The organism is Mariniluteicoccus endophyticus (assembly GCF_054780035.1).
In genome coordinates this window covers 73,497-98,826 of sequence record NZ_BAAGXC010000030.1, presented here as the reverse complement: position 1 = coordinate 98,826, position 25,330 = coordinate 73,497, and the positions used below count along the sequence as shown (strand labels likewise).

At 72.4% G+C, this 25,330-nt stretch carries 27 protein-coding genes; 9 read left to right on the top strand and 18 right to left on the bottom strand.

The window, feature by feature from the left end; translation table 11 throughout:
- From ACYVGD_RS14320 to ACYVGD_RS14280, 9 genes are all read right to left on the bottom strand, one after another.
- A complete protein-coding gene (locus tag ACYVGD_RS14320) occupies positions 1-891 on the bottom strand; it encodes an ABC transporter ATP-binding protein (RefSeq protein ID WP_460744452.1) in 891 nt (296 codons plus the stop codon).
- On the bottom strand, positions 866-1,759 hold the full coding sequence (locus tag ACYVGD_RS14315; protein WP_460744451.1) for an ABC transporter permease: 894 nt from the start codon (positions 1,757-1,759) through the stop codon (positions 866-868). The genes ACYVGD_RS14320 and ACYVGD_RS14315 overlap by 26 nt, the downstream gene beginning before the upstream one ends.
- Before the next feature lie 330 nt (positions 1,760-2,089).
- Entirely contained in the window at positions 2,090-3,358 is a 1,269-nt protein-coding gene (locus ACYVGD_RS14310; protein ID WP_460744450.1) for a M15 family metallopeptidase, read from the bottom strand.
- A 106-nt stretch (positions 3,359-3,464) separates the two neighbouring features.
- On the bottom strand, positions 3,465-4,181 hold the full coding sequence (locus ACYVGD_RS14305) for an ion channel (RefSeq protein WP_460744449.1): 717 nt from the start codon (positions 4,179-4,181) through the stop codon (positions 3,465-3,467).
- Positions 4,182-4,311: 130 nt separating this feature from the next.
- Positions 4,312-4,932, bottom strand: a complete 621-nt coding sequence (locus ACYVGD_RS14300) for a class I SAM-dependent methyltransferase (protein WP_460744448.1) — start codon at positions 4,930-4,932, stop codon at positions 4,312-4,314.
- A gap of 27 nt (positions 4,933-4,959) precedes the next feature.
- Positions 4,960-5,592, bottom strand: coding sequence for a hypothetical protein (locus ACYVGD_RS14295; protein ID WP_460744447.1), 633 nt, complete (start codon positions 5,590-5,592; stop codon positions 4,960-4,962).
- 142 nt (positions 5,593-5,734) lie between these two features.
- Positions 5,735-6,166: a hypothetical protein gene (locus tag ACYVGD_RS14290; protein ID WP_460744446.1), complete on the bottom strand. Its 432-nt coding sequence runs from the start codon at positions 6,164-6,166 to the stop codon at positions 5,735-5,737.
- A 2-nt stretch (positions 6,167-6,168) separates the two neighbouring features.
- Positions 6,169-6,828, bottom strand: coding sequence for a response regulator (locus ACYVGD_RS14285; RefSeq protein WP_460744445.1), 660 nt, complete (start codon positions 6,826-6,828; stop codon positions 6,169-6,171).
- Complete coding sequence (locus tag ACYVGD_RS14280) at positions 6,825-8,162, bottom strand: sensor histidine kinase (protein WP_460744444.1); 1,338 nt, start codon at positions 8,160-8,162, stop codon at positions 6,825-6,827. The genes ACYVGD_RS14285 and ACYVGD_RS14280 overlap by 4 nt, the downstream gene beginning before the upstream one ends.
- Before the next feature lie 166 nt (positions 8,163-8,328).
- Between ACYVGD_RS14280 and ACYVGD_RS14275 the strand changes: the two genes are divergently transcribed.
- From ACYVGD_RS14275 to ACYVGD_RS14250, 6 genes are read left to right on the top strand one after another with little or no spacing between them, the layout of a single operon-like run.
- A complete protein-coding gene (locus tag ACYVGD_RS14275) occupies positions 8,329-8,877 on the top strand; it encodes a DUF4242 domain-containing protein (RefSeq protein WP_460744443.1) in 549 nt (182 codons plus the stop codon).
- Positions 8,874-9,935, top strand: coding sequence for a hypothetical protein (locus ACYVGD_RS14270; RefSeq protein WP_460744442.1), 1,062 nt, complete (start codon positions 8,874-8,876; stop codon positions 9,933-9,935). Before ACYVGD_RS14275 ends, ACYVGD_RS14270 begins: the two co-directional genes overlap by 4 nt.
- Positions 9,932-10,789: an ABC transporter ATP-binding protein gene (locus ACYVGD_RS14265; RefSeq protein WP_460744441.1), complete on the top strand. Its 858-nt coding sequence runs from the start codon at positions 9,932-9,934 to the stop codon at positions 10,787-10,789. The genes ACYVGD_RS14270 and ACYVGD_RS14265 overlap by 4 nt, the downstream gene beginning before the upstream one ends.
- Positions 10,786-11,976, top strand: coding sequence for an ABC transporter substrate-binding protein (locus tag ACYVGD_RS14260; RefSeq protein ID WP_460744440.1), 1,191 nt, complete (start codon positions 10,786-10,788; stop codon positions 11,974-11,976). The genes ACYVGD_RS14265 and ACYVGD_RS14260 overlap by 4 nt, the downstream gene beginning before the upstream one ends.
- The gene (locus tag ACYVGD_RS14255; protein WP_460744439.1) at positions 11,973-12,818 is read left to right on the top strand and encodes an ABC transporter permease; all 846 of its coding nucleotides are present in this window, start codon (positions 11,973-11,975) and stop codon (positions 12,816-12,818) included. The genes ACYVGD_RS14260 and ACYVGD_RS14255 overlap by 4 nt, the downstream gene beginning before the upstream one ends.
- Positions 12,815-13,360, top strand: a complete 546-nt coding sequence (locus ACYVGD_RS14250; RefSeq protein WP_460744438.1) for an NAD(P)H-dependent oxidoreductase — start codon at positions 12,815-12,817, stop codon at positions 13,358-13,360. Before ACYVGD_RS14255 ends, ACYVGD_RS14250 begins: the two co-directional genes overlap by 4 nt.
- Before the next feature lie 60 nt (positions 13,361-13,420).
- Here ACYVGD_RS14250 and ACYVGD_RS14245 read toward each other — a convergent pair whose 3' ends face one another.
- The 7 genes from ACYVGD_RS14245 to ACYVGD_RS14215 all read right to left on the bottom strand — a co-directional run bounded on the left by ACYVGD_RS14245 (position 13,421) and on the right by ACYVGD_RS14215 (position 20,639).
- Positions 13,421-15,130 carry an FAD-binding oxidoreductase gene (locus ACYVGD_RS14245; RefSeq protein ID WP_460744437.1) on the bottom strand — a complete coding sequence of 570 codons (1,710 nt, stop codon included), beginning with the start codon at positions 15,128-15,130 and terminating at the stop codon, positions 13,421-13,423.
- Positions 15,127-15,954, bottom strand: coding sequence for a lysophospholipid acyltransferase family protein (locus tag ACYVGD_RS14240; protein ID WP_460744436.1), 828 nt, complete (start codon positions 15,952-15,954; stop codon positions 15,127-15,129). Before ACYVGD_RS14240 ends, ACYVGD_RS14245 begins: the two co-directional genes overlap by 4 nt.
- Before the next feature lie 116 nt (positions 15,955-16,070).
- Positions 16,071-16,835: an SDR family NAD(P)-dependent oxidoreductase gene (locus ACYVGD_RS14235; protein WP_460744435.1), complete on the bottom strand. Its 765-nt coding sequence runs from the start codon at positions 16,833-16,835 to the stop codon at positions 16,071-16,073.
- 75 nt (positions 16,836-16,910) lie between these two features.
- A complete protein-coding gene (locus tag ACYVGD_RS14230; protein WP_460744434.1) occupies positions 16,911-17,762 on the bottom strand; it encodes an SDR family oxidoreductase in 852 nt (283 codons plus the stop codon).
- Between the two features lie 148 nt (positions 17,763-17,910).
- The gene (locus ACYVGD_RS14225) at positions 17,911-18,729 is read right to left on the bottom strand and encodes a deoxyribonuclease IV (RefSeq protein WP_460744433.1); all 819 of its coding nucleotides are present in this window, start codon (positions 18,727-18,729) and stop codon (positions 17,911-17,913) included.
- A gap of 9 nt (positions 18,730-18,738) precedes the next feature.
- A complete protein-coding gene (locus ACYVGD_RS14220; protein WP_460744432.1) occupies positions 18,739-20,028 on the bottom strand; it encodes an MFS transporter in 1,290 nt (429 codons plus the stop codon).
- A complete protein-coding gene (locus tag ACYVGD_RS14215; RefSeq protein WP_460744431.1) occupies positions 20,025-20,639 on the bottom strand; it encodes a helix-turn-helix domain-containing protein in 615 nt (204 codons plus the stop codon). Before ACYVGD_RS14215 ends, ACYVGD_RS14220 begins: the two co-directional genes overlap by 4 nt.
- A gap of 85 nt (positions 20,640-20,724) precedes the next feature.
- Between ACYVGD_RS14215 and ACYVGD_RS14210 the strand changes: the two genes are divergently transcribed.
- Entirely contained in the window at positions 20,725-21,717 is a 993-nt protein-coding gene (locus tag ACYVGD_RS14210; protein WP_460744430.1) for a hypothetical protein, read from the top strand.
- A gap of 46 nt (positions 21,718-21,763) precedes the next feature.
- Positions 21,764-22,117, top strand: a complete 354-nt coding sequence (locus tag ACYVGD_RS14205; RefSeq protein WP_460744429.1) for a hypothetical protein — start codon at positions 21,764-21,766, stop codon at positions 22,115-22,117.
- Here ACYVGD_RS14205 and ACYVGD_RS14200 read toward each other — a convergent pair.
- Positions 22,114-22,935 carry a glycosyltransferase family 2 protein gene (locus ACYVGD_RS14200; protein ID WP_460744428.1) on the bottom strand — a complete coding sequence of 274 codons (822 nt, stop codon included), beginning with the start codon at positions 22,933-22,935 and terminating at the stop codon, positions 22,114-22,116. The genes ACYVGD_RS14205 and ACYVGD_RS14200 overlap by 4 nt on opposite strands.
- A gap of 43 nt (positions 22,936-22,978) precedes the next feature.
- Here ACYVGD_RS14200 and ACYVGD_RS14195 point away from each other — a divergent pair, with 43 nt between their 5' ends.
- A complete protein-coding gene (locus ACYVGD_RS14195; protein WP_460744427.1) occupies positions 22,979-24,094 on the top strand; it encodes a glycosyltransferase in 1,116 nt (371 codons plus the stop codon).
- On the opposite strand, the gene ACYVGD_RS14190 is transcribed toward ACYVGD_RS14195, so the two are convergent.
- Positions 24,002-25,084, bottom strand: coding sequence for a glycosyltransferase family protein (locus ACYVGD_RS14190; protein ID WP_460744426.1), 1,083 nt, complete (start codon positions 25,082-25,084; stop codon positions 24,002-24,004). The two genes, ACYVGD_RS14195 and ACYVGD_RS14190, sit on opposite strands and share 93 nt — an antisense overlap.
- Between the last annotated feature and the right edge of the window lie 246 nt (positions 25,085-25,330).

Sequence of the window (25,330 nt, the reverse complement as noted above, 5' to 3'; positions counted from 1 at the left end):
CTACATTTCCTCCGAGCGGTAGTCCTCGCGGTCGCCCTTGACGTGGAGGAAGTCGAGGTAGGCCTCGCACACCTCGTCGGGGTGGCCGCGCATCATGAGCTTCCCGTGGTCGAGCCAGATGCAGTCGTCGCACAGCTCCTTGACCGACGACAGGCCGTGGGACACGAAGAACATGGCGCGGGACCGCTCGCGCAGCTCCTCGAGCTTGGCGGCGGCGCGCTCGCGGAAGCCGGCGTCGCCCGTCGACAGCGCCTCGTCGACCATGAGGATGTCGGGGTCCATGTGGACGCCGACCGAGAAGCCGACGCGCGCGTTCTGGCCCGACGAGTAGGTGCGCATCGGGCGGTCGATGAACGAGTCGGTGTCGCCCTCGGCCCAGCGCCCGATCTGCTCGGTGCGGTCGCGTACCTGCTGCTTGGTGAAGCCCGCGGCGAGGCCGCCGAGGAGGATGTTCTCGCGGCCGGTGAGGGCGGCGTTGAACCCGACGCCGAGGGCGAGCATCGTCGAGGCCTTGCCCCAGGTCTCGATGTGGCCCGAGGTGGGCGGCAGGATGCCGGCCAGCGCGCGCAGCAGCGTGGACTTGCCGGCGCCGTTGGCGCCGATGACGCCCATCGTGGTGCCGAGCTTCACGTCGAACGAGACGTCCTTGAGGGCCTCGACGGTGTGGACCTGACGGGTGCCGCGGCCGAAGCGCACGACGGCCTGCTTCAGCGTCGGACGCTTCTCGAACGTCGTCTTGTAGGTGATCGACAGGTTCTGCACGCGGACGGCGAGGTCGGTGCGGTCGGGCTCGAGGGTGAACCCGTCGCGAGTCGTGCGCGTACGCCCCGTGTAGGGCGCGGGACCGCCGATGACCGGCTCGTGCTCAGAAGATGCGGACAGCGAACTCACGCTCCCTCGAGATGAAGAACAGCGACCCGACGACGAACGTGCCCACCGCCCAGGCGGTCGCCACCACCCAGGTCTGCCAGGCCGGGAAGACGCCGTGGAGCAGCAGCGACGAGTAGCCGCCGAGCATCGAGTACGCCGGGTTCAGCGACGCCAGCTGGTGCATCCAGTCGCCGCGCTGGAGCAGGTCGACGGTCCACAGCACCGGCGACAGGTAGGTCCAGATGCGGATGAAGTACGGCAGGAAGTTGTTGGTGTCGCGGAAGTAGACCTGCATCGTCGCGAAGAACGCGGCCAGCCCGGCGCCGAACAGGACCATCATCAGCAGGAAGTAGGACGCCAGCAGCATCTTCGGCGTCCAGTGGATGCCCTGGGTCACCAGCAGGATGACCAGCGTGACCGGCAGCGTGGGCAGGAACCGCGAGAACGCGGTGTGGACGGCGCCCAGCGGGATCAGCAGGCGCGGGAACGCCGTGTTGAGGATCAGCTTGCCCGCCGTGGTGACCGACGTGGCGCCCGCGTTGGCGCAGGTCGTGACCAGCGTGAACACGAACAGGTTCGTGGTCAGGTGGGCGAAGTATTCGGGATGGGCGGTGGCCCGGTTCGACAGGATGCCCACGAGCAGGAAGTAGACGCCCGCCATCAGCAGCGGGTTGAGCACCAGCCACAGCTGGCCGAAGAACGTGTCGGAGCTCGTGGCCCGCATGTTCGACCGCGACAGCTCGAAGGCGAACTCCCGGCGTGCCCACAGGTCGGCCACGTACTTCCGCATCGGCGGGAGGCCGTTGCGGTGGGGGCCGAAGTGGAAGTAGACGCCCGGCCGTTCAGCCGATTCGCCGGCCTGGTCGGCCTTCGTCGGGGTCGAGCTCACGTCACCGTCCTGGGGTTGGGGCCGGGCCGCGTACGCCCGGAGATCGCCTGCCAGTCTGCCACGCGGGGCCCCCGGAGCAGCGCAACGAGACGGCGTGCTCACGACATGGCGTCATCTTGCGGGAGGGCTCTCGGCGGGCGGGGCCGGAGCGCCGGCGGCAGGGGGGCGGAGCCCGGTGCCGGAGCCCCCTCCGGCACCGGGCCAGTCCCCCCACCGGCGCGGACGCCCCCGTCCGCACCGTGGATCGCATCGCGATGGGCTCGACGCTACGGGATCGTCCCGCGCGATCAAGACCTCACCGGGGTGGAACCCTCCGGTACGCGTCGCCGCTCAGGACCGGCGACGCAGCAGCACGGCCCCACCGACCAGCAGGGTGACGCCCCCCAGCGCGAGCGCGCCCAGGTCGTCTGCACCCGTGTCGGCCAGGCCGCCCTCGGCGGTTTTCGAGTCGACCTCGGTGCCCGGGCTGGTCTCGTCGTCCGTGGCCACGTCGTCCATGGGTGCGTCGCCGGTCGGCGCGTCGTTCACGGGGGTGTCGGTCACGGGGGTGTCGGTCACGGGGGTGTCGGTGACAGGGACGTCTGCGGGCGGCTCCGTCGGAGTCGTCACGGGTGTCTCGACCGGCGGGTCGACAGGAGTCTCTGTCGCCCTGGGGGTGGCGGTACGCGAGGGCTGGACGCTCGGCGTGGCCGTCACGATGGGCCGGCCCGGCGTGTTCGTGGCGCGCGCAGTATTCGTGGGGCGCGCAGGGTTCGTGGGACGCGCAGTGTTCGTGGGGCGCGGGGGCGGCGTCAGGAACGTCGGCGTGGTGGAGGGACGGACCGGCGGTTTGGCGGTCAGCGAAGGCCGTGCGCTCGCAGAGGTCGTGCCTGTCGGCTTCGCGGTGGTGGTGGGCTTCGCGGTCGCGGTCGCGGTCGTGGTGGGCTTCGCGGTGGTGGTGGGCTTCGCGGTGGTCGTGGGCTTCGCCGTGGTCGTCGGCTTCGCCGTGGTCGTCGGCTTCGGCTGGGCGGGGGCGCCGATCTTCTTGGCCGAGGTCACGTACGAGGCGATTCTCGACTTCGGCGCCACGTACTCGAAGTGCATGGCGTCGGGGCGCGTCTTGTAGTGGCCGCCCCAGTAGAAGCCGTGCTCGGTCCAGACCTTCACCACCTCTGGCGGCAGGTCGCTGACGAACTTGCTGCCCATCGGGTTGGAGTTCCAGTTCAGGTCGACCGCGCGCCCGTAGGAGTGGTTCGACGGCGTCGTCGTGGAGCCGCGGACGAAGCGGCAGTTATAGCCGCCGGTCTCGGACTTCTTCAGCTTGTAGTGGTGCACCTCTTCGGTGATGCGCAGCAGCTCGTCGACCAGCGGGGCCAGGTCCTTGCGGACCGTCACGCGTACGGTGCCCTGCTCGACGGTCTGGAGCTGGACGTTGCAACGCACCTCACCGCCGACGACGCGCACCTCCGCGGCGTCGTCGAACCCCTGCGGGTGAGCGACGTACTTCTGCACCGGATCCGGGTACGCCGACCGCGGCGCGGCGTACGAGGTGGCGATGGTGCCGCCGAGAGCGAGCGCGGCTGCTCCGGCGAGGGCGACGACTCGGGTGCGGGGCTTCACGGTGCGACCTCCTGAGGGGAACACCACGACCGTAGGCACTCCGGTGGCGGCGGGCTGCCTCGAGCGGGCCGGATGTTTCCACCTCGTGCCCCTGCGGCGTGTCGGGTCAGCGACGCTGGCGGTGCATCTGCTCGACGAGTGCGCGGAGCTCGCGTACCTCGTCGTGGAGGTCGGAGACCTTCTCGCGTGTGATGCGTTCGCGCTCCTCGTCGTCCTCGTCGTCGGTCTCGTCGACGAGCCACGAGGCGAGCGAGGCCGTGATGGCGCCTAACAGGGCCATGCCGGTGATCATCAGGCCCACGGCGACCGCGCGCCCGGGCCAAGTGACGGTGCGCAGCTCGCCCACGCCGATCAGGGTGGTCAGGGCCCACCACAGCGCCTCGGGGAACGTGGTCAGTGTCGCCTCGGGGGCGTTGCGCTCGAGGTCGAGCGCGCTCAGGGCGCCGATGTAGCAGATGGTCGCCGCCGTGAGGATCGCCGTCACGAGGAACCGGCCCCGCAGCGCCCGCCCGGCCGCGCGCTGGAACACCGTGATGAGGCTGACCAGGCGCAGCAACTGCAGCGGGCGCAGCGCCGGCAGCAGCACGAACGCCAGCTCGTGGAGGTGCTTGAGGAACCACTTCAGCCGGTTGGGTGCCAGCCGCAGGTTCACCGCGTAGTCGATCGCGAACACCAGCCACGTGACCGCCAGCACGGCCTGGGTCGCGGTCCGCGCGGGCCCCTGCAGGTTCGCGATCACCTGGAACGTGTACGCGAGGACGAACGCCACGGCCGCGCCGAGGAGGGGCCACTGCGTGCGGTCACGCCACTGCTGCTGGGTCATCGGGTGAGAAGTCTACGGCTCGCTGCCCTGACGCGCGGTCGGGACGAGACCTGCTCCGAAATCCCCGTCCTGGTCTCCGGGCGGAGGCCGCCTGCGGCCGGAGCGAGGAGCCCGCCCGGGAGCCGGGGTCTCAGGCGCGGCCGAGGACGGTGACGAGGAAGTCGGAGTCGGCGTCGAAGGGGCGCAGGTCCCAGGTGGACAGGCCGACCTGGACCTCGAGGCCCGCGTGGGCGCAGTCGTCGAGGTAGTCCTGGAACTCGTAGCCGCGGCCCCGGCCGAACCCGACCACGAGGCGGCCCGCGGGGGTGTCTCCCTCGGCGGGGGCGAGGTGGAGCGCCAGGCGACGCAGCACCTCGCGGCGGGTGTCGGGGTGGAGGAACGTCATGACGTTGCCCGCACACACGATCGCGTCGAAGCCGTCGAACCCCTGGGCGTGCAGGTCGAGCTCGGCGAGGTCGCCTACGAACCATCGCGCGGACGGATGGTCGGCGCGGGCCACGTCGATCAGGTGGGGGTCGAGGTCGACCCCGACCACCTGGTGGTTCTGGGCGGCGAGGTAGCCGCCGATGCGACCCGAGCCGCAGCCCGCGTCGAGCACGCGCGCACCGCGCGGGACCATCGCGTCGACGAGGCGGGCCTCGCCGACGATGTCCTGGCCCGAGGCGGCGATGTCGCGCCACCGCTGGGCGTACCGCTGGGAGTGCTCGGGGTCGGCGTCGATCTTGTCCTGCCACTGGCTGCGCTTGGTCACCCGCAGATCGTACGCGGTCGCCACCGCTCAGGCGGCCGCGAGCAGCAGATCGCGGTGGGCGGCGAGGTGGCGTACGGCCCTGGAGCAGCGGCGCCGCACCACCTCGGGCGTCACGGCCCGGGCGGCGGCGACCTCGTGGCTGGTCCGGCCCTCCGCGTACACCCCGGCGAGAAGGACGAGGGTCTCGTCGTCGATGAGGCCGAGCTCGCGGGCGGCCCGCAGGACGCGGTGGGCGCGCAGGTCGACCGGTGCCGGGCCGTCGGCGGGTGGGGGCCCGTCGTGCTGGTTGGCCACCGCGGCGACGGCCCGGCGGACCAGCGCGGCGGCGATGCCCCGGCGAACGTGTTCGGCGGCACGGATCTCCAGCCAGAGCTGGGCGACGTAGTCGTCGACAGGCGCCCGTCCGTCGGCGTGGGCCGCCGCGGTGATGCGGCCCAACAGCCCCTGCAGGACGACGCGGGCGGCATGGGGACAGCCGGCCCGGTCCTCCGCGAGCAGTGCGCGGAGGGTGGCGTCACTGCTGCGCGACAGTGCGGCGAGCACGTCGTCACCGGTGACGCAGCCCGCGAGCGCGTCGTGGCGACGGGACCAGCCGCACACCGTGGGGACGAGCGTGACGGTCAGGCGCTCCCACTCGAGCGTCAGGGCGGTGGTGGACATGGGACCTCCTCGGGCCGGTTCGTGGACTGGTCCCATCCCAGCGGGCAGGTGTTGGTGCCCGTGTTGTCCGTGCCGGTCCCGGTGTTGTCCGGGCCCGGGACGCTGTTGTCCCGGTGTTGTCCGAGCGCGCCGCTGCGGGCGATCAGCCCGGCACGCTCACGAAGCCGTACGCGATCATCGCCAGGCCGGCGGCGATCGCGACGGCCCCCGCGCCCGGGCGCCTGCGGAACAGCGCCACGACGCCCCACACCAGCGGCACGAAACCGCCGACGAACAGGCCGAACTCCCCCCACCGCGAGGTCGCCCGGTGGCCGAACATGCCCAGCAGGACGACGATGACGCCGGTGGCGGTCCACATGCGGATCGGGAACGACCGGTCGACCTCCTTCGGGGCGGGGGTGGCGCCCTGCCCGTAGGGGACCGGGGTGAACGGCTGCGCCGGTGGGCGTGTGGGGGAGGGGTACGCCGGAGGCGGGCCGGTGGGTGCGACGTCGCCGGGGCGCGGGTCCTGCGGTCCGTGGCCGCTCGTCAGCCCTCGGTCGTCAGGCGGTCCGGGCTGGGTGGGCCAGCTCACGGTCAGCGCCCCGCGATCCCGGTCTCGTACGCGAAGAGCACGAGCCCCACCCGGTCGCGGGCCTGCAGCTTCGACAGCAGGCGCCCGATGTGGGTCTTCACCGTGCCCTCGGCCATGTAGAGCCGCTGGCCGATCTCGGCGTTGGTCGCGCCCACGGCGATCTCCTTGAGCACCTCGAGCTCACGCTCGGTCAGCACCTCCAGACGCGGGTCGGGGCCCTGGTCGGCGGGGTTCGTCGGCAGCGTCGGCACCACGTGGTCGAGGAGGCGTCGGGTCGCCGATGGTGCGACGACGGCGTCGCCGCGGGCCACGTCGCGGATCGCGTTGAGCAGCTCGTCGGGCTTCGCGTCCTTCAGCATGAACCCGGATGCCCCGGCCTTGAGCGCGGCGAAGACGTATTCGTCGAGGTCGAACGTCGTCAGCACCAGCACCCGCGTACCCAGCCCCGCGCCGACGAGGCGGCGGGTGGCCTCCACGCCGTCCATGACGGGCATGCGGATGTCCATCAGCACCACGTCTGCCGGGTCGTCGAGCAGCGCCTTCACCGCGGCGGCACCGTCGGAGGCCTCGCCGACGACCTCCATGTCGTCCTCGGCCTCGATCAGCATGCGGAAACCGCTGCGCACGAGCGACTGGTCGTCGGTCAGGAAGACGCGGATCATCGGTGGGTCCTCTCGGTGGGTTCGGGATCGGGGTGCGACACGCGCGCGGGTCGTGGCTGTGGGGTGACCCTGGGCTGGGTGCCGGTGGGGTGGGCGGGGACGACGGCGTCGACCTGGAAGCCGCCTCCCGGGCGCGGTCCGGTCCGCAGCGTGCCGCCCATGGCGGCGACGCGCTCGGCCATGCCCTTCAGGCCGTTGCCGCGGCCGTCGAACGTCTCCGGGACGCCCACACCGTCGTCGGTCACGGTGACACGGATGTCGTCGCGGGTGTGGTCGATGACCACGTCGGCGGTAGCGCCGGGCCCGGCATGCTTCAGCATGTTCGTGATGGCCTCCTGCACGACGCGGTAGACGGTCAGCTGGACCGCCTGGCTCGCGGCGTGCGGGGTGCCGCGCACCTCGAGGCGTACGCGGTCGCCGGTGCGCGCGACCATCTCGGGGATGTCGGCGAACGAGGGGGCGGGGGCGTACGCGGGCCCGTCGCCGTCGGCGAGGCCGTCGGAACCGGCTCGCAGGACGCCGACGATGCGGCGCATCTCGTCAAGGGCCTCGCGGCCGGTGTCGGCAATCGTGGCCAGCGTCTCTTGGGCGCGCTCGGGCCTCTTCGTCGCGAGCGCGCGACCGCCCTCGGCCTGGACGACCATGACCGACAGCGAGTGGGCGACGATGTCGTGGAGCTCGCGAGCGATCTCCTGGCGGACGGTCACCTCTGCCATGCGGGCGGCCTGCTCGCGCTCGGCGAGCTCGATGCGGTGGCGCTCGGTCTGGGCGTGGACCTCCTTGAGCTTGGTGATCTCGGCCTCTCGCAGGCGGCGGCCCACGACGTAGGGCGTGATGACCATGCCGAGGCAGACCAGGCAGGCGAGCACGAGCGAGTTGACGTCCCAGCCGAGGCCCGAGTTGGCCCACGACAGCGGCCCGATCACCGAGGCGACGAGGCCGACGACGACGGCCCAGCGCGACGGCTCGGCCTCGACGAAGCGCGCGACGGAGAACACCACGAGCGGCACCACGCCGAGGCAGGGCAGTGGGGAGGTCTCCCAGGCGACGTGGAGCATGCCGCCGAACGTGACGATGGCCAGCATCGCCAGCGGGTAGCGGCGACGCAGCGCCATCGGGACGACCATGAACAGCGTGATCAGGAACTGGAACGGCATGCGGGCGCTGCCGACGCCGTGGACGAGCGCGGTGAAGGCGAACGAGGTGATGAGCGCGAGCGCGGTGAGGATGAGGTCGCCGCGCCAGCCGATGCCCTCGCTGGTGACGTCGGGCTGGCCGGGTCGCGGGGTCCTCGTCTCGCTGGGCTCGTTCCACGAGCGGTCCGGGTCACTCATCGCGGTCCCAGCCTAGGCGGAGCTGCGGTCGGCCTCCATCGTCCCGTGGTCTGCCGGCGCGTACGTCGACTGCTCCTGCGGCCCGAGGGGTGGACGCAATTTGAAAGACATAGGAACGGCCTATACCGTCATCGACGTTTCCAATGAAATCATCCAAGGAGTCCTCATGTCGTCCCTGTTCCTCGTCGAGATCGTCCCCACCGCCACGACCGACGACGGCGTACGCACCGTCATCACGGCCGTCGGCGACGCCGCCCGCACCGCCGGTGCCGAGCTGATCGAGTCGCAGGTCACCGCCGACCGCGGGCGCGTGTTCGCCGTCGTCGAGGCCCCCGCAGCCGACGCGCTCACCTCGCTGGCGCTCGACGGCGCCGCCGAGGTCTCGGAGCCGGCCGAGGTGCGTCTCGTCGGCGCCGACCTCGCCGACATCAAGGCCCAGCGCCCCGAGGCGGAATACCTGGTCGAGTGGGACATCCCCGCCGAGATCGACATGGACACCTACCTGTCGCGGAAGAAGGCCAAGTCGCCGCTGTACGCGAACGTCCCCGAGGTCTCGTTCCTGCGCACCTACGTGCGCGAGGACATGCAGAAGTGCCTGTGCTTCTACGACGGTCCCGACACCGACGCCGTCGTCCGTGCCCGTGAGGCCGTCTCGACCCCGATCGACCGCCTGCACGCCCTCGGCCACATCGACTCCCTCCTGGAGAGCCGATGACCGCCACGCTCCCGCTCGAGACCGCTCAGGTGCTGCGTGCCGTCGCCGCCTCCGCCGAGGACGTCGACGCCAACCGCACCCCTGCGACCGCGCACGTGCCCGCGCTCGCCGAGGCCGGCCTCCTCGACGTCGGCGTCGACGACCTGCTGGCCGGTGACGCGAGCGACGTGCGACCGGCCGCCGAGGTCATCGCCGCGCTCGCCGAGGAGTGCATGCCGACCGCGTTCGGGCTGTGGGCCCACCGCATGGCCACCGACTACGTGGCTCGCGGCACGCGCGGCCCCCGCAGCGAGACGCTCCTGGCCGACCTGCGCGCCGGCCGGGCCGTCGGCGTGACCGCGATGGCCGCCGGCCTGAAGGCGCTCGCCGGCGTCGGCGAGCTCGCCACCACCGCCACCCGCACCGACGGCGGCTGGGTGCTCGAGGGGTTCATCCCGTGGGCGTCCAACCTCGTCGACGACGCCGTGCTGGTGCTGCCCTCGCGCACCGACGACGGCGGCACGCTCGTCGCCTGGGTGCCGGTCGCAGCGCAGGGGGTAGGCGTACGCCACCTGTCGGGCCTGCTCGCGCTCGACGGCACCGCCTCGGGTTCGGTGCGCCTCGACGGTGTACGCATCGACGACGACCAGGTCCTCTCCCGGGACCTCACCGGGTTCGCCCGCGCCTTCCGCCCGACGTTCCTGGTGCTGCAGACCGCGTTCTGCGCCGGCCTCGTACGCCGCTCCCTGCGCGAGGCCGAGGCCGCGCTCGACCGCGGCGACAACACCGTGTTCGGCGGCGAGGTCGCCGCGCTGCGCTCCGACGTCGACGAGTTCCTGTCCACGTGGTCGCGCCTGGCGGCCGACACCGGCTCCGCCGGGGTGCGCGAGCTGCTCCAGCTGCGCCTGGACGCCAGCCACCTGGCCGGGCGCGCCACCCGGCTGGAGGCCACGCTGGCCGGCGGACGCGGCTACCAGACGAGCACGGGCGCGTCGCGCCGCTTCCGCGAGGCCGCGTTCCTGCCGGTCCAGTCGCCGTCGGAGGGGCAGCTCCGCTGGGAGCTGTCACAGCTGTCATGACCGCGACCCTCCCCGCGCCCGTCCCCGGGACCCGCGAGCCCGTCGTCCGGCTGCGCGACGTCACCGTCCACCGCGGTGACCGGCGCATCCTCGACGGCCTCGACCTCGAGGTGCCCCGCGGCACGGTCCTCGCCGTGCTCGGGCCCTCGGGCGCCGGCAAGTCGACCCTGCTGAAGCTGTTGACCCGCGAGGTCGCGGCGACGCGGGGGAGCGTCGAGCTCGCGGGCGGCACGTCGGCGCGCGAGGGCGTCGTCCACCAGGACCCCCACCTGTTCGGCTGGCTCACGATCGCCGAGAACGTCGCCGTCGGCCAGCGCTTCGCCGCCAACCGCCGCGACCCCGGCCGGGTCACCGAGCTGTTGGCGATGCTCGGCCTCGACCAGGTCGCCGACCGGTGGCCCGACGAGGTCTCGGGCGGGCAGGCCCAGCGCGCCGCGCTCGCCCGCGCGCTGGCCATCGGCCCCGACCTGCTGCTGCTCGACGAGCCGTTCTCGGCGCTCGATCCCGCGTCGCGCGGCCAGCTCCAGGCATGGCTGCGCGGTGCCGTCGAGCGCGACGGGCTCACCGCGGTCGTCGTCACCCACGACATCGAGGAGGCGCTCGTGCTCGCCGACCACGTCGTGCTGCTCGGCAGCGGCGGCCACGTCGTCCGGAGCTGGGACCTCGTCCCGGCCGCCGACCGGGCGGCGGCCGTCGTCCACCCGGTCGCCAGCGAGATCCGCGCCGGGTACGCACGGCTGGGCGCCGCCGCACCCGAGCCAGACGACGAGGAGTGGTCGGGCTACGCCGACACCGCCCCGGGCGTCACCCGGGGCGCCCCTCCGCCCTCTCCCGGTCGGAGTGGGGAACGATGACTGACCGCATGTCCCGCCGCGGCGCGCTGCGCCTGGCCGCCCACTCCACCGCCGCCGCCGGCCTCGGCGCCCTCGCCGCTCGCGGTGGCTGGCTCGCCCTCGGCGGCGACGCGCCCGCCCGCGCCGTGGCCTCCGCCGGGCCGGTGCTGGACCGCGAGCTGCGACTGGGCTACCTGCCCATCACCGACGCATCGGCGCTGCTGGCAGCCCACGAGCAGGGCTTCCTCGCCGCGCACGGCCTGCGCTCGGCCCGGCCGGTGCTGTTCCGCTCGTGGGAGTCGCTCGCGCAGGCGTTCGTCGTCGGCGAGGTCGACGTCGTCCACCTGCTGATGCCGTTCGCGCTGCAGCTGCGGCTGGCCGCGCGTACGCCCCTGAAGGTCGTCGCCCAGGGCCACACCAACGGCTCCGCGCTCACCGTCGCCCCCGACATCACCGACACCGCCCAGCTCGCCGGCCGCCGCGTCGCCATCCCGTCGTGGTGGTCGGTGCACTCGCTGCTCACCCAGCGCCTCCTCGCCGCCGCCGGCCTCACCCCCGTGGTCAGGCGTACGCCGTCGGCGGCCGGGCGAACCGTCGAGCTCGTCGTCATGGCACCCGCCGATATGGTGTCGGCGCTGGCGACCGGCGCGATCTCCGCGTACGCCGTCGCTGACCCGTTCAACGCCGTCGCCGAGGCGCGCGGCATCGGGCGCGTCCACCGCTTCCTCGGCGACGTGTGGCGCGACCACCCGTGCTGCGCGGTGGTGGTGCGCGAGGACCTCGCGGTGAACCAGCCGCGCGCCGTGCAGGCCCTCGTCGACGGCGTCCTGGACGCCCAGGCCTGGCTCGGCGGCCACCGCGCCGACGCGGGGGAGATGCTGACGACCCGCTCGCAGCTCCTGCCCCAGCCGGAGCCCGCCGTCGCGAAGGTCTTCACGCGCGAACCGGGCGCGTACGCCGGCATCAACCGCCACGCCGACTGGCACGGCGAGCGCATCGGCTTCGACCCGTTCCCACACACGTCGGCGACCGCCGAGCTCGTCGGTCTCCTGCGGTCGAGCCTCGTCGACGGCGAGACCGGTTTCCTCGCCTCGCTCGACCCGGCCGCCGCCCACCGCGAGCTGGTCGACGACCGGTTCGTCCGCGCCGCGCTGCAGCGCGGCGGTCTGCCCGTCCCCGCACCCCGACAGGAGCTGGTCTCCCCATGAGTCCCCATCCCGGCGCGACCTCGTACGCCGCGCCCCCATACTCCTCCCTAGCGGTGGCGCCGACCGGCCGCACCCGGAAGGTGCGGTCACGCGGCTGGCTGCCGGTGGCCGGTGTGGCCGCCGCGCTGACCGTGTGGTGGCTCGTCACCCGCGTGCTGTTCGTCGCCCGTCCCCTGGTGGCCCAGTTCGCGCCCGACCGCGCGCTCGACGGGCTGGTCGAGCTCTGGCGCACCGGACTGCTGGTCGACTCGGCCGCCACGAGCGTGTTCCGCCTGCTGGCGGGCCTCGTGGTCGCCGCGGTGGTCGGCATCGGCGCCGGCGTGCTGCTGGGACAGGTCTCCTGGCTCGACGCGGCGACCCGGCCGGTGCAGCTGTTCCTGCGCATGGTCTCGCCGCTGTCGTGGGCGCCCGTCGCGATCATCGCCGTCGGCGTCCGCGACGCCCCCGTCGTGGCGCTCGTCGCGGCGGCCGCGGTGTGGCCGGTCCTCGTCGCCACCGCCGATGCCGTGCGCGCCGTCGACCCCGCCCACCGCCAGACCGCACGGCTGCTGGGCGCGACGCGCGCCGAGGTGCTGCGCGACGTCGTCGTGCCGAGCATCCGGCCGGCCGTGCTGGCAGGCGTGCGTCAGGCAATCGGGCTCGCCTGGGTGGTGCTGGTGCCGGCGGAGATGCTGGGCGTGACGTCGGGGTTGGGCTACCAGATCCTCAACGCGAAAGACCAGCTCGCCTACCACCACGTGACCGCGCTGATCCTCGTCATCGGCACCCTCGGCTTCACCATCGACGCCTGCGCCCGCTGGGCACTCGCCACCCGTCGCGAGCGCCGAGAGGTGGGCCGATGAGCACCGTCGTCGCCGTCACCGCCGGGCACGGTCCATCGTCGTCGACCGCCCGCCTGGGCACTACGCTCGCGGGCGCCACCGCCGAGGCCCTCGGCTCGGCCGACGTGCGCCACCTCGAGCTCCGCACGTTCGCCGGGGCGGTCACCGAGACCGTCATCAGCGGCGTCCCGACCCCGGAGGTCGCCGACGCCATCACCACGCTGCAGGCCGCCGACGCGCTCGTCGTCGTCACGCCCACGATCAACGCGTCGTTCTCGGGCCTGCTGAAATCGTTCCTCGACACGCTGCCGCTCGACACGCTGCGCGGCCTGCCGACCGCCATCGCCGCCACCGGCGGCACGCAGCGCCACACGCTCGTGCTCGACCAGGCGGTCCGGCCCATGCTGGCGTTCTGTCGGGCCGTCGTGCTGCCGACGTGCCTGTACGCCACCGCCGATGAGTGGGACGGCCCGCGCCCCGGGCCCGAGCTCGGCGTACGCATCGCCCAGGTCGCCGACGAGCTCGCCGCGTTCAGCCGGCTGTCGCTGGCCCGCACGGCCTGATCGACCGTGTGCGACGGCCCGCCTCCCCGGAGGGAGACGGGCCGTCGTCGCGTACGCGCGTCAGCGCCGGTGATCGCTGGAGAGCACCGAGATGCCGGGCTCGCCGTCGTGGACGACCTTGCCGGGATTGAGGTTGCCCTTGGGGTCGACGCCGTCGAACAGCGTGCGGATCATGCCCTCGCCAGCCGGCGAGATGTCCTGCGCCATCCACGGGCTGTGCTCAAGACCGACACCGTGGTGGTGCGACAGCGTGCCCTGGTTGTCGATGAACGCCTGCTGCACCGCGCGCTTGACGTGGTCGTACTTGTCGAGGACCTCGTCGCCCATGTCGGCGATGGCGAACGTGAAGTACAGGCATGCACCCGAGTGGTAGTTGTGGGACAGGTGGCACATGATGTAACCCTTCACGCCCACCTCGGCCATGGCGTTCTCGGCGGCCTCGATGACGTTGTTGTACAGCGGCACCAGGCGCGAATAGGGCGCGGCGGTCTCGGACACATCGGCGGCGGCACCGCGGTCGAGCAGGAAGTCACGCAGGTAGGGCGTGTCGAACTTCTTCTGGTCGTACAGCTCGCCCGGGCCCTTGCCGACGACCATGCCGCCGTGATGGGTGACGATCTGCTTGACCGTGGCCTTCTGGCGGGCGACGTGGGCCTTCGTGCCCTCGTAGCCGATGAAGCTCATGCACAGCTTGTCGAGGTCCCAGCCGCGTCGCTCCAGCAGTTTGAAGATGCCCTCGGTGGCGTACTTCTTGATGCCTTTCTGCTCCTTCTGAGTGGCGAAGGAGAACGCGGTCTCGCGGGCGTCGGAGACGCGGGCGACAAGCACCGACGCGTCCGACTGAGAGATGTCGCGCATGCACGCCACGCCCGATTCCCAGTCGGGGAAGAAGTACGCGAGGACGACGCGCTCGTCGGCGATGCGGCGCACGTTGACGGTGACCTCGGTGATGACGCCGAGGCGGCCCTCCGAGCCGAGGATCATCTCGCGGACCGACGGGCCGGTCGACGACGACGGCAGCGGGTTGAGCACGAGGGTGCCGTTCGGCGTGACCATGCGCAGGCCGCGGGTGATGTCGGCGATGTCCCCGTAGCGGTCGGACTGCATGCCCGAGCTGCGCGTGGCGACCCAGCCGCCGAGCGTGGAGTGGGTGAACGAGTCGGGGAAGTGGCCGATCGTCCAACCGCGGCGGTTGAGCTGTTCCTCGAGCTGCGGGCCCAGGGCGCCGGCCTCGATGCGGGCCAGCTGGGCGTCGTCGTCGATCTCGATGACGCGGTTCATGCGGCCGAGGTCGAGCGAGACGATCTCGCGGGTCTCGTCGGCCAGCGGCTCGAGCGCGCCGACGATGTTCGAGCCGCCGCCGAACGGGATGACGACGGCGTCGGCGGCGACGCACGCCTCGACGACCTTCGCGACCTGGGCCTCGTCGGCGGGATAGACCACGACGTCGGGGATGCGCTTGAGGTCGTTGCGGCGCATGCGGATCAGGTCGCGCACCGACTTGCCGAACGTGTGGACGACGCGGTCCATGTCGTCGGTGACGACGTACTTGTCGCCGAGCGCGTCGACGAGCGTGCCCTTCAGGGGGTCACCGAGCTGGGAGGCGGGGACGGTGATCTCGTCGAACTTCGGCGGCTTGCCGGCGGGTGCGTTCAGGTCGAGGCCGACCTTCTCGAGCACGAACGGGGCGAAGTTGGGCTTGTCCTCGTGGTGGAAGCCGATGCCTTCCACTCCCCAGCCCCACCACTTCATGTGCTTGACGCCGTTCATCGGTCACCTTTCTGGTCGCCGGGGTCTCCGGGCTCTGCTGCGGGCCCTGCCGGCCCGTCGGTCTCGGTGTCTTCTGGGAGCTCGCCAGTGGCGACCTCCCGCTCGATCTGCTTCTGCTCGATGTCGCTCATCCTGGGCAGCGCGAACCTCGCGGCGATCTCGTCGTGGAGCTCGGCGATGCGGGCGGCGATGCGGTCGGAGAACTGGTGGGCGGTCTCGCCCTGCTCGGCCCACATGGGTGCGTCGAACACGACGTGGACGCGGGGGCGGCCCTGCTTGGGCCAGTTGGTGCCGCGCGGCATGGCGGCAGCCGCGCCGACGATCGCGATGGGCAGGCACGGCACGTCGCGGCTGATGCACAGCGACGCCGCGCCCGGCTTGAAGCGGCCCATGGCGCCCGTGCGGGAGCGGGTGCCCTCTGGGTAGAGCAGGAGGGGTACGCCGTCGCTGAGCAGGTGGCCAGCCAGGCCGCGGTTCTTCGATCCCCGCCCGCGCAGGCCCTTGCCGCGCTCGACCGGGAACGCGTTCAGGAACAGAGCGGTGGGCACGGCGCGGTACCAGTGCTCGAAGAAATAGTCGGCGGCCGCGCCGACGGCGAGGTTGCGCGACAGGCGGCGCGGCAATGAGCCGATGATCAGCGGGGTGTCGAGGTGGCTCGAGTGGTTCGACACGACGATGAATGCGCCGTCGAACCCGGCGAGACGCTCCTTGCCGTGGACGCGTACGTCGCAGACCGACCAGACGAGTGGCTTCAGCATCAGCTGCTGTGCCACGAAGCGCGCGCTCGCGCGGGTGCGCGAGGTGTAGCGCTTGCGATTCGTCACGGCGACAGACTAGTCGCGAAACCCGTTCCGACGCCCATCTGGCGGCGCGCCTGTGGGAGTCCTCCAACGATGCGCGGCGACCCGTTGTCCGAACCCGACAACGGCTCGCGTACGCGTCAGTGGCGCGACGAGGTGAGCTTGCGGCTGACCCAGCGGATGGCGCCGCGCGGTGCGATGCGGGCGAGGCGTACGGCCGCCGCCCACTGCGGCGTCGGCACCGAGATGACCTTGCCGGCGGCGACGTCGGCAAGGCAGCCGCGCACGAGCGTGTCCGCGTCGACCCAGGCCGCGTCGGGGATCGACTTGGCGTTGATGCCGGCACGGTCGTGGAACTCGGTGTGGACCCAGCCCGGGCACAGCGCGGTGACCTGGACGCCGGACCCCTTCAGCTGGGTGGCCAGTGACTCGGTGTAGGCCGTCACCCACGCCTTGACCGCCGAGTAGTGGCCCATCGTCACATAGCCGGCCGAGGACGACGTGTTGATGATCGTGCCGTGGCCGCGGGCCTTCATGGCGCGGGCGGCCGCGTTGGCGAGCACCAGCACCGCACGGCACATCACGTCGAGGGCGCGCTCGTCGGCGGAGGTGTCCTCGCCGAGCATCGTCGTCCGCAGGCCGAAACCCGCGTTGTTGACGAGCATGTCGATCGGCTCGTCGTCGGACAGCAGCCGGTCGGCGATGCGCTGGGTGTCGCCGCGGTCGGCGAGGTCGGCGGAGATCGTCGCCACCTCGACGCCGTAGGTGCGGGTCAGCTCGTCTGCCATCTCCGCCAGCCGGGCCTCGTCGCGGGCCACGAGCACCAGGTCGTCGCCGCGGGCGGCGAGGTGACGGGAGAACGCGGCGCCGATGCCGGAGGTGCCGCCGGTGATGAGTGTGCGCATGGGCAGCAGTCTAGGGTCCGTCGGCGTGCCCAAGGGCGACCGCGGCCAGCCGTCGAGGTGCCCCGGGTGGTCGGGTCACCAGCCGCGCAGCGTCTCCTCGAGGGGTTGGGTGGGTCGGCCGATCAGGCGCGCAAGGTCCCCGGGCGTGGCGGCGAGCAGGTCGCGCCCGGTATCGGCGCTGAGCTGGGCGACGAACCCGGCGGTGCCGGCGTCCAGGCCAGCGTCTTCGAGCATCTGGCGCTCCTCGTCCTGGCTGATCGCGCGGTAGCGCACCTCACGGCCGAGTACGCGCCCGGCGGTACGCGCGAACTCCTCGAAGTCCCAGGCGGAGTCGCCCGAGAGCTCGTAGGCACGGCCCTCGTGGCCCGCCTGCGTGAGGACGACGGCCGCGGCCTCTGCGTAGTCGGCCCTGGGGGCGCTCGCGACCCGGCCGTCGTGGGAGGCGTTGGCGATCTCGCTCGACTGGCGGGCGGCCTCGAACACGGGCAGGTAGTTCTCGGTGTACCAACCGTTGCGCAGGAAGGTCGCGGGCACGCCCGATTCACCGATCAGGCGCTCGGTCTCGATGTGCTCGGCAGCCAGCACGTGGTCCGTCGAGGGCGCGCCGAGGATCGAGGTGTACACGAGATGGGAGATCCCCTCCTCCTTCACCGCGTCGACGACGGTGCGGTGCTGTGCGAGACGTTTGCCGGGCTCGCTGGCCGAGATCAGCAGGACGCGCTCGGCGCCGCGTACGGCATCCCGAACGCCCTGGGGATCGTCGAGATCGGTCTGGCTGGTCTCGTAGCCTTGGCTCTTGAGCTCGGCGAGGCGTTCGGTGTTGCGGCCGACCGCGCGGATGTCGGACGGTGCGACCTCGCGGTCACGCAGCGCGTCCAGCACGTGGCGGCCAAGCTGGCCGGTGGCTCCGAAGATGACGATGGTCATGGGATCGCTCCTGGGGTCGGGCGGCGTCGGCCCGGTGCCGATGCAGTCTTGTGTGAAAGTTCAACTACATGTCTCGCCGAAAGATTCCCGGACGAAGGATTTCTTGACGCCTGTCCTGCGCGCGTCAATGACCCACGAAGCGCGCCACCTAGTCACTACTGCCCTGGAGGCGCTCGGCCAGCCATGCCATGTCGGCGCGGTGGCCCTCCCCCTCGACGCCGCCGGGTGTTTCGAGAACGACCGGGGCACCGGCGTTGCGGACGACGTCGACGATGCCCTCGGGGTCGCACTGGCCCTGGCCGAGCGTGGTGTGGCGGTCGGCGCCGGAGTCGAATGCGTCGCGCGAGTCGTTCACGTGGAGCAGGTCGATGCGGCCGGTGATGGCCCGTACGCGGTCGACCAGACCGATCAGGTCCTCACCGCCGGCGTGGGCGTGGCAGGTGTCGAGGCAGAAGCCGACGGTGTCGCCCCCCTCAGCGGCGTGCACGGCCTCCCACAGGCGCTCGATGCGCTCCAGCCTGCGGGCCATCGCGTTGGCGCCGCCGGCGGTGTTCTCGATCAGCACCGGCACGGGCATCTCCAGGCCGTCGATGCACTTGCGCCAGTTGTCGAAGCCCGTCTCGGGGTCGTCGTTCGCGGTGACGTGGCCGCCGTGGACGATCACGCCCGCCGCACCGATCTCGGCAGCCGCGTTGACCGTCTGCTGCAGCAGCTTGCGGCTGGGGATGCGTACGCGGTTGTTCAGCGTCGCCACGTTCAGCACGTAGGGCGCGTGCACGTAGAGCGCGATTCCGTGCTCCTGCGCCGCGACCTTCAGGGCCTCCGCGCCCCCGGCGTACGCGACCCTCGGGCCCTTCCAGCCCTGCGGGTCGCCCAGGAAGAACTGCGACAGCGTCGCGCCCCGCGCGACGGCCTCCGCGATGGGGTCGGTCTGGTCGACGTGGGCTCCGATGTGCAGGGTGTGCATGGGCCGAGCCTATCGGCGACCCATGGCCCGGAAGGCGGGGAGCGCGAGCGGCGCGAGCGTGACGAGAAGGTACGCCGTCCCGAGCACCAGGAAGGTAGGAGCGAGCCCCATCCGGGTGCTCAGGGCGCCGCCCAGCAGGCCGCCGAACGGCATGAGCGACCACGCGCCCGCCGTGAGCAGCGAGCTCACCCGGCCGACGAGCGCATCGGGGGTCCGCTCGAACTGCAGGGCGGAGATGATCGGGTTGAGGACGCCCGAGGCGAGCCCCGAGACCGCCAGCACGGCGAGGACCCACGTGAGGTCGACGTCGAGGGCCAGCACCGCGTACCGCGGCAGGCCGGCCAGCACATAGCCCGCCGTGTAGACCGGCAGCCGCGGCAGCCTGTCGGCCAGGACCGTCGCGAGGAGCGAACCCACCACGGCGCCCGCGGTCAGCGTCGCCAGGGCGAGGCCGACGACCCCGGCCCCGTGGCCGTGCGCGCCGGCCCACAGCGGGACGAGCACCGGTGCCCACGACTGGTCGAGCATGTTCGTGACCGCCACCATCACCAGGATGGCCACCAGCACCGGTTCGGTGCGCAGGAACGCCCAGCCCTCGGCGAGCTGCCGGACGTAGCCGACATCCTCCTCGATGTCACGGGGCGCGGGTGTCAGCCGGGGTCCGACGACCAGCCCGACCAGCAGGGCACTGGCCGCGAAGCCGAGGGCGGTGACCGCGAGCGCGTTCGCCGCGCCGACCACCGCGATGAGGACCCCGCCGCCTGCCAGGCCGAGGGTGGTGGCGAGCCGCTCGGTGGTCCCCGCGACGCCGGTCACGCGTTCGATGGGCTGGCCGCCGGCACGCGTGACCGCGGGGACGAGCGCGTACTTCGCCGCGTCGGCCGGCCCACGGCACGCGCCCAGCAGCGCGACGAGCACCAGCAGCCCGGGGAACGTGAGGCGGTCGGCGAGGTGTAGCAGCGGGATGGCCGTGGCCACGGCGGCGCTCGCCAGGTCGAGGCGTACGCCGGCCCGGGCTGCGCCGAAGCGGTCCAGCAAGGGGCCCGCCAGTGCCTTGAGGATCACCATGGGCGCGAGCTCGACCGCGACGACGAGTCCGGTCTGAAGGGCCGAACCCGTGCTGGTCAGCACGAACCAGGGCAGGGCGAGCGCGGTCAGCCGGCTGCCGATGACGGAGACCACGTCGGCGAGCGCCCAGGCCGCGAACACGGTGCGACCACTGGGTGTGGGGTCTGCGGTGGCGTGATCTTCGTGGACGAGTGGAGGCTGCTCGGGTTCCGGGACCCGGTGGGGTTTCACGGCTTCTCCCTGGGGGTTTCTCCGGGGGGCTCGTGGCGGTGCGGGATCCGCCCCGGGCGGGGGAAGGCGTGCAGCTGGAACATGACCTGCTCGCGGTCGGTGGCGTCCTCCTCGGCCGCTGCGTCCCCGGAAGCGCCGTCCTCCTCCTCGTCCGCCTCCAGCATCGCCGCGGTCAGCAGGTCGGAGATCTGGAGGACGAGGGCGCGGGCGCGGGACGGTGGCAGGCGCATCATCCAGTCGCTGTGGGTGGAGGCCTGCTTCCAGACGTCGGGGAGCTCGTCGAACTCCTCCGCGCTCTCCTGAAGCACCTGGGTGTGGCGTACGACCACCGTCTGCAGGAATGCGCCCGCTGCCGGCGAGGTGCTGTCCTCGACGCGCGTCGACCGGTGGGCCGCCCGCCACCATCGTTCGCGGGTCGTGCCCAGCTCGGGTGCCTCCACCACGAAGCCGTGGGTCGCGAGCTGGCGCAGGTGATAGCTGGTCGCCCCGGAGTTGAGGCCGAGCTGGGCCGCCAGCCCCGTGGCGGTCTGCGGGCCGTCGGTGCGCAGCAGGCCCAGCATCTTGAGGCGGACGGGGTGAGCCAGCCCCCGCAGCTGATCCGGGGTGGGCACATGTCCAAGCTGTGGCATAGATGCAAAGATATGCTTGCAAACAATCATTTGCAATAGGCGGACGGCACTCTGCGACGATGAGCGGGTGATCGGACAGCCGCGGATCGTCTACTACGCCCACCACCACGGCAGCGGCCACCTGCGCCATGCCCGCCGACTGGCCGACAGCGGCGTGGCCGAGGTGGTGACGGTCGGCGCACCCGGCGCGGACATCCCGCTGCCTCCCGACCTCGACCCCGACCGCCCGCGCCGGCAGCCCGACGGCTCCCCGTTCCACTGGACGCCGACCGACCCGCTCGTTCGGGCAAGGTTCAGCGCGTTCCACCGCGCGCTCGACGACATCGCGCCCGACGCCGTGCTGGTCGACGTGTCCGTCGAGACGGCGGTCTTCGCCCACCTCGCCGGATACCCCGTCGCCCACCGCCGCATGCCCGGCGAACGCGACGACCCGGCCCACCGGCTGGTGTACGCCACGGTCCCGGCCCTTTTCGCGTACTACCCGCAGGCCGTGGAGGACCCGGGGTTCGCTTACGCCGACCGCACCCGCTTCATCGGCATGCCCGCCGACAGCGAGCCGGTGCGGGGGATCGATGCCGACCCGCGGGCCGTCGTGGTCGTCTCCGGCGCGGGCGGCGACGGGGTGCCGTGGCAGTCGCTCGTCCGCGCCGCACGCACGGTACCCGATCGCGAGTGGCACGTCCTCGGCCCGGTCGCACCCGCGGGGGAGGTGCCGACCAACCTCCACACGCACGGCTGGGTCGACGATCCCGGACCGTGGCTGGCCCGGGCGGGTGTGATCGTCTGCGGCGCGGGGCACAACACTGTCGCGGCGGCCGCGGTCGCCCGCAGGCCCGTCGTCCTCGCGCCCGAGCCGCGCCCCCATGACGAGCAGCTCGTCTTCGCACAGCGCGTCTCCGCGGCGCTCGGCACGCCTCTGGTCACCGACTGGGCGAACGCCGACTGGGCACAGGTCCTCGCGTCACCCGGCGACGCCGACGCGCTCGCCGAGGGCCTCCTCGTCGACCGGGCCACGTACGCCTCACAGATGCGCGCGCTGCTGAGCGAACTTGTGGGCTGATGAGGGGCGGCGAGCTGCGCGCCGAGGGCAAGCATCGTTCGTGTGGATGCGACTGCTCCTCGCGGCCCCGTACCCCGCGTTCGTCCTGCAACCCTCCACCGCGCTGGCGGCTCTCCTGGTGGTCACGGCATCGCTGGGCCACGGCAGCGGCCTGGCCCTGCAGGAACGGTTGGTCGACCTGACTCCGCACGCCGTACGGAGTCGGGTCCAAGGCGTCGAGAGCGCGGGCCGGATGGCGCTGCAGGGCCCCAGTGTCCTTCTCACCGGGGGCCTGGCCGAAATCCGGCCGCCTCACGTGGCCATGGCGGTCGTCGCGGTGCTCTCGCTGGCGGTCACTCTCGCGACGATGCGTGGCGTACGCCGCCCCATGGCAGCGTCGGAGGCGGCCGACCGTGGCTAGAACCGCGCGTCAGGGAGGCGCGTCGCCGCGACCTCGGCGTACGTCGGCTCCCGCAGCACCCGGAGCTCGTCGGGGCCGACCTCGATCAGCCCGCGCTCGCTGAACGCCGTGAGCCAGCCCTCCATCGGCCAGATGCCCCAGCGCTCGCGGAACCGGCGGGCGTTGGTGAGGATGCTCGCGAAGTGGTGCAGCGGCGGGCGGTGCACGGCGTGCGCCTGGTGCAGCACCGACGCGGTCGACCACCACAGCCCCATCCCGGCGTCGCGGCACCGGAACGCGAAGTCGGTGTCCTCGCCGCCGTAGCCGGCATACGACTCGTCGAAGCCTCCCAGCGCCGCGAAGTCGGCGGCGGTGATCGCAAAGCCCAGCGACCAGAACATGTGCCACTCGGTGGACGGTCCGGGGGCGAGGTCGGCGCGGGCCGGATGGGGCTCGGCGAGCGGGACCGGATCGGCGGGCGGTGTCCAGCCTGGCGGCAGGTAGCGCGGCTCGGCCATCACCAGTCGTCCCGGACGGCATTGCGCGGCCAGGCGCGCGATGGCCCCGGGGCCGGGCAGGCAGTCGACGTCGAGGAACACCAGCACATCCCCGGTCGCGGCGCGTGCGGCGGCGTTGCGCCCGGCGGAGAGGTCCAGGTCGGGGGTGTCCAGGTGCACGGTGCCTACGCGGGGCGGCGGTGCGTCCCACGGCTCGTCCGGCTGTCCCACGAAGGCGACCACCGCCTCGTCCCAGCCGGGCGTGCGCTGGAGCGCCTCCTGCTGGCGCAGCAGGTGGGTGTCGCGGTCTCGCGTCAGGACGAGCACACTCGTACAGTTCACTTTTCAAGAGTATCTTTGCCGATATGACGATCACGGAGCGTAGGTGAAGATCGCGGTCCTGGGGCACCTCCACTACCCCATCCGCACCCCATACTCAGGCGGCCTCGAGACCCACACCGCCCAGACCTGTGCCGCGCTCGCGGCCCGCGGTCACGATGTCACGCTGTTCGCCAAGGAGGGCTCCGAGGTCCCCGGCGTACGCGTGGTTCCCGTCCTGCCCGCCCACTTCTCCTGGGACACCGGCAGCGCCCGCTCCCGCGAGGAGCAGCTCGACCGGGCGACCTCGCTGGCTTGCGCCGCCGCGCTTTCCCACGACGTGGTGCTGAACAACTCGCTCAGCCCCGTGCCATACACCGTGCTTCCGGACATGCCGATGCTGACCGTCCTCCACACGCCAGCGACCCTCGAGCGCGTCACGCCCGTCGTCACCGCGTCCACGTGGCGGCCGGGCGCCCGTCACGCCTGGGTGTCGGTCTCCGAGGCGAACGCCACCGGCTGGCGCGCACTCCTGCGCGGCGTGCGCGTGGGCGTCGTCCACAACGGCATCGACATCTCCGGCTGGTCGGCCGACGTGACGCCCGAGCCCGGCCTGGCCGTCTGGTCGGCCCGCATCACGCCCGAGAAGGGCCTGCACGTCGCCATCGATGCCGCCCGCGAGGCCGGGTTCGCCCTCGACATCGCCGGCCCGATCAGCGACGCGGCGTATTTCGTCGCCGAGATCGCGCCCCGCCTCGGTGGCCGCGTACGCCACGTCGGCCACCTCGACCACGGCGCCCTGGCCCGACTGCTCGGCCGGGCCGGGGTCTTCTGCGCCTCCCCGCTGTGGGATGAGCCGTTCGGCCTCGCCCCGCTCGAGGCGATGGCCTGCGGCACACCCGTCGCAGCCCTCGACCGCGGGGCCATGCGCGAGCTGCTCGGGACCGACGGCGGCGTCGTCGCCCGCACACCCGCCGACCTCCCCCGCGCGCTGCGGGCAGCCGCGACCCTCGACCGGGCGGGCGTACGGGGCCGCGCCGACCGGTTCAGCCTGCAGGCGATGGTCGACGCCTACGAACGCCGGCTCGTCTCACTGCAGCAGCGACCGGTAAAGGTCCTCGTGCGCCGCGCAGACGTCGCGCCGCTCCGCCAACCGCTCGGCGGGCTCGAGGCGGGGATGTGAGTCGGCCTCCATCACGGCCCTGACCGCCGCCTCCAGCGAGGCCTGGTCGAGGCCGTCGCGGTCGAGCTGGTACGACAAGACCGGGCGCTGCTGCGCGTAGTAGCCGCACGTCGGCGCCACCACCGCGGTCCCCAGGTCGAGGCAGGCCTCGAGCCAGCCGCTGTGCGTGCCCCACCGGTAGGGCAGCACCGATGCGTCCAGAGACGACAGGTAGGCCCACAGCTCGTCCTCGTCGAAGTATGGGTGGACCTGCAGGTCGATCGCCCCGGTGGCGGCCAGCTCGCGCAGTCGCGGCGTCAGCCTGCTGGCGTCCTGGTGGCCCCCGCCCTCGAGCACCTCGGGATGGGTGTTGACCTGCACGACCGGTCGCTCCGGCGTCGCTTCCGCCGCCGCGACGAGCCCCTCCACCACCTCCAGCGGCGCCATGTTCGGGCGCAGGCTCTTCAGGTGCACGCCGAGCCGCTTCGGGCGGTTGTGCACGCGGGGCTCGGCGGCCCGGCGCTCCAGCTCGGGCAGGTCGACGACGTGCGGGTGCGGCAGGACCACCGGCGTACGCCCCCAGAGGCGCTCCACCTCGGCCGCGGCGCCCGGGGTGAGCGTGATCAGCGCATCGGCGGCCGGCACCAGCACGTCAAGCGCGGCGCGGTGGGCGGCAGGGTCGGTGTGGTGGGGGTTGGTCAGGTCGTGGACCGTGTACACCAGCGGTTTGCCGTTGCGGCGCAGGTCGCGCGCCACGCGCTCGAGGTCGGCCGGTCCGAGGGCGTCGAAGCCAAAATGGATGTGCATGAGGTCGAACGTGTCGGCGTGCCCGTCGATCCAGCCCTCCTCGAGCATGGCCGGCGGCCACCAGCTCGACTCCTCCGTGCCGTCCCCGCGGCGCGGCCGGGGGTCGGGCAGGCGTACGAAGGTCTGCGGCTCCTCCGGCAGCGGTCCGCAGTGGCGGATGTAAACTTGACTGTGGGGGACCGACGCGATCCGCAATGTCTCCATGGAGAGATATCTACACCCAACGCGACCGCTTCGGGCGCAAGCCCGTTAGCGGCGCCCGACGTGGTCGAGACGGCCGGCGAAGCGAAGATCCATGGCGGGTGATGTCGATGCGGTGCTCGGCGGCGACGTGGAGGCGTACGTACCGAATCGACCTCCGCGTGCCGTCACAGCCAGATGGGATAGACGACCCCGTGACCGTCATCCGCAGCGCCGGCAACCGCGTCGCATAGCCGTTGTCCTACAACC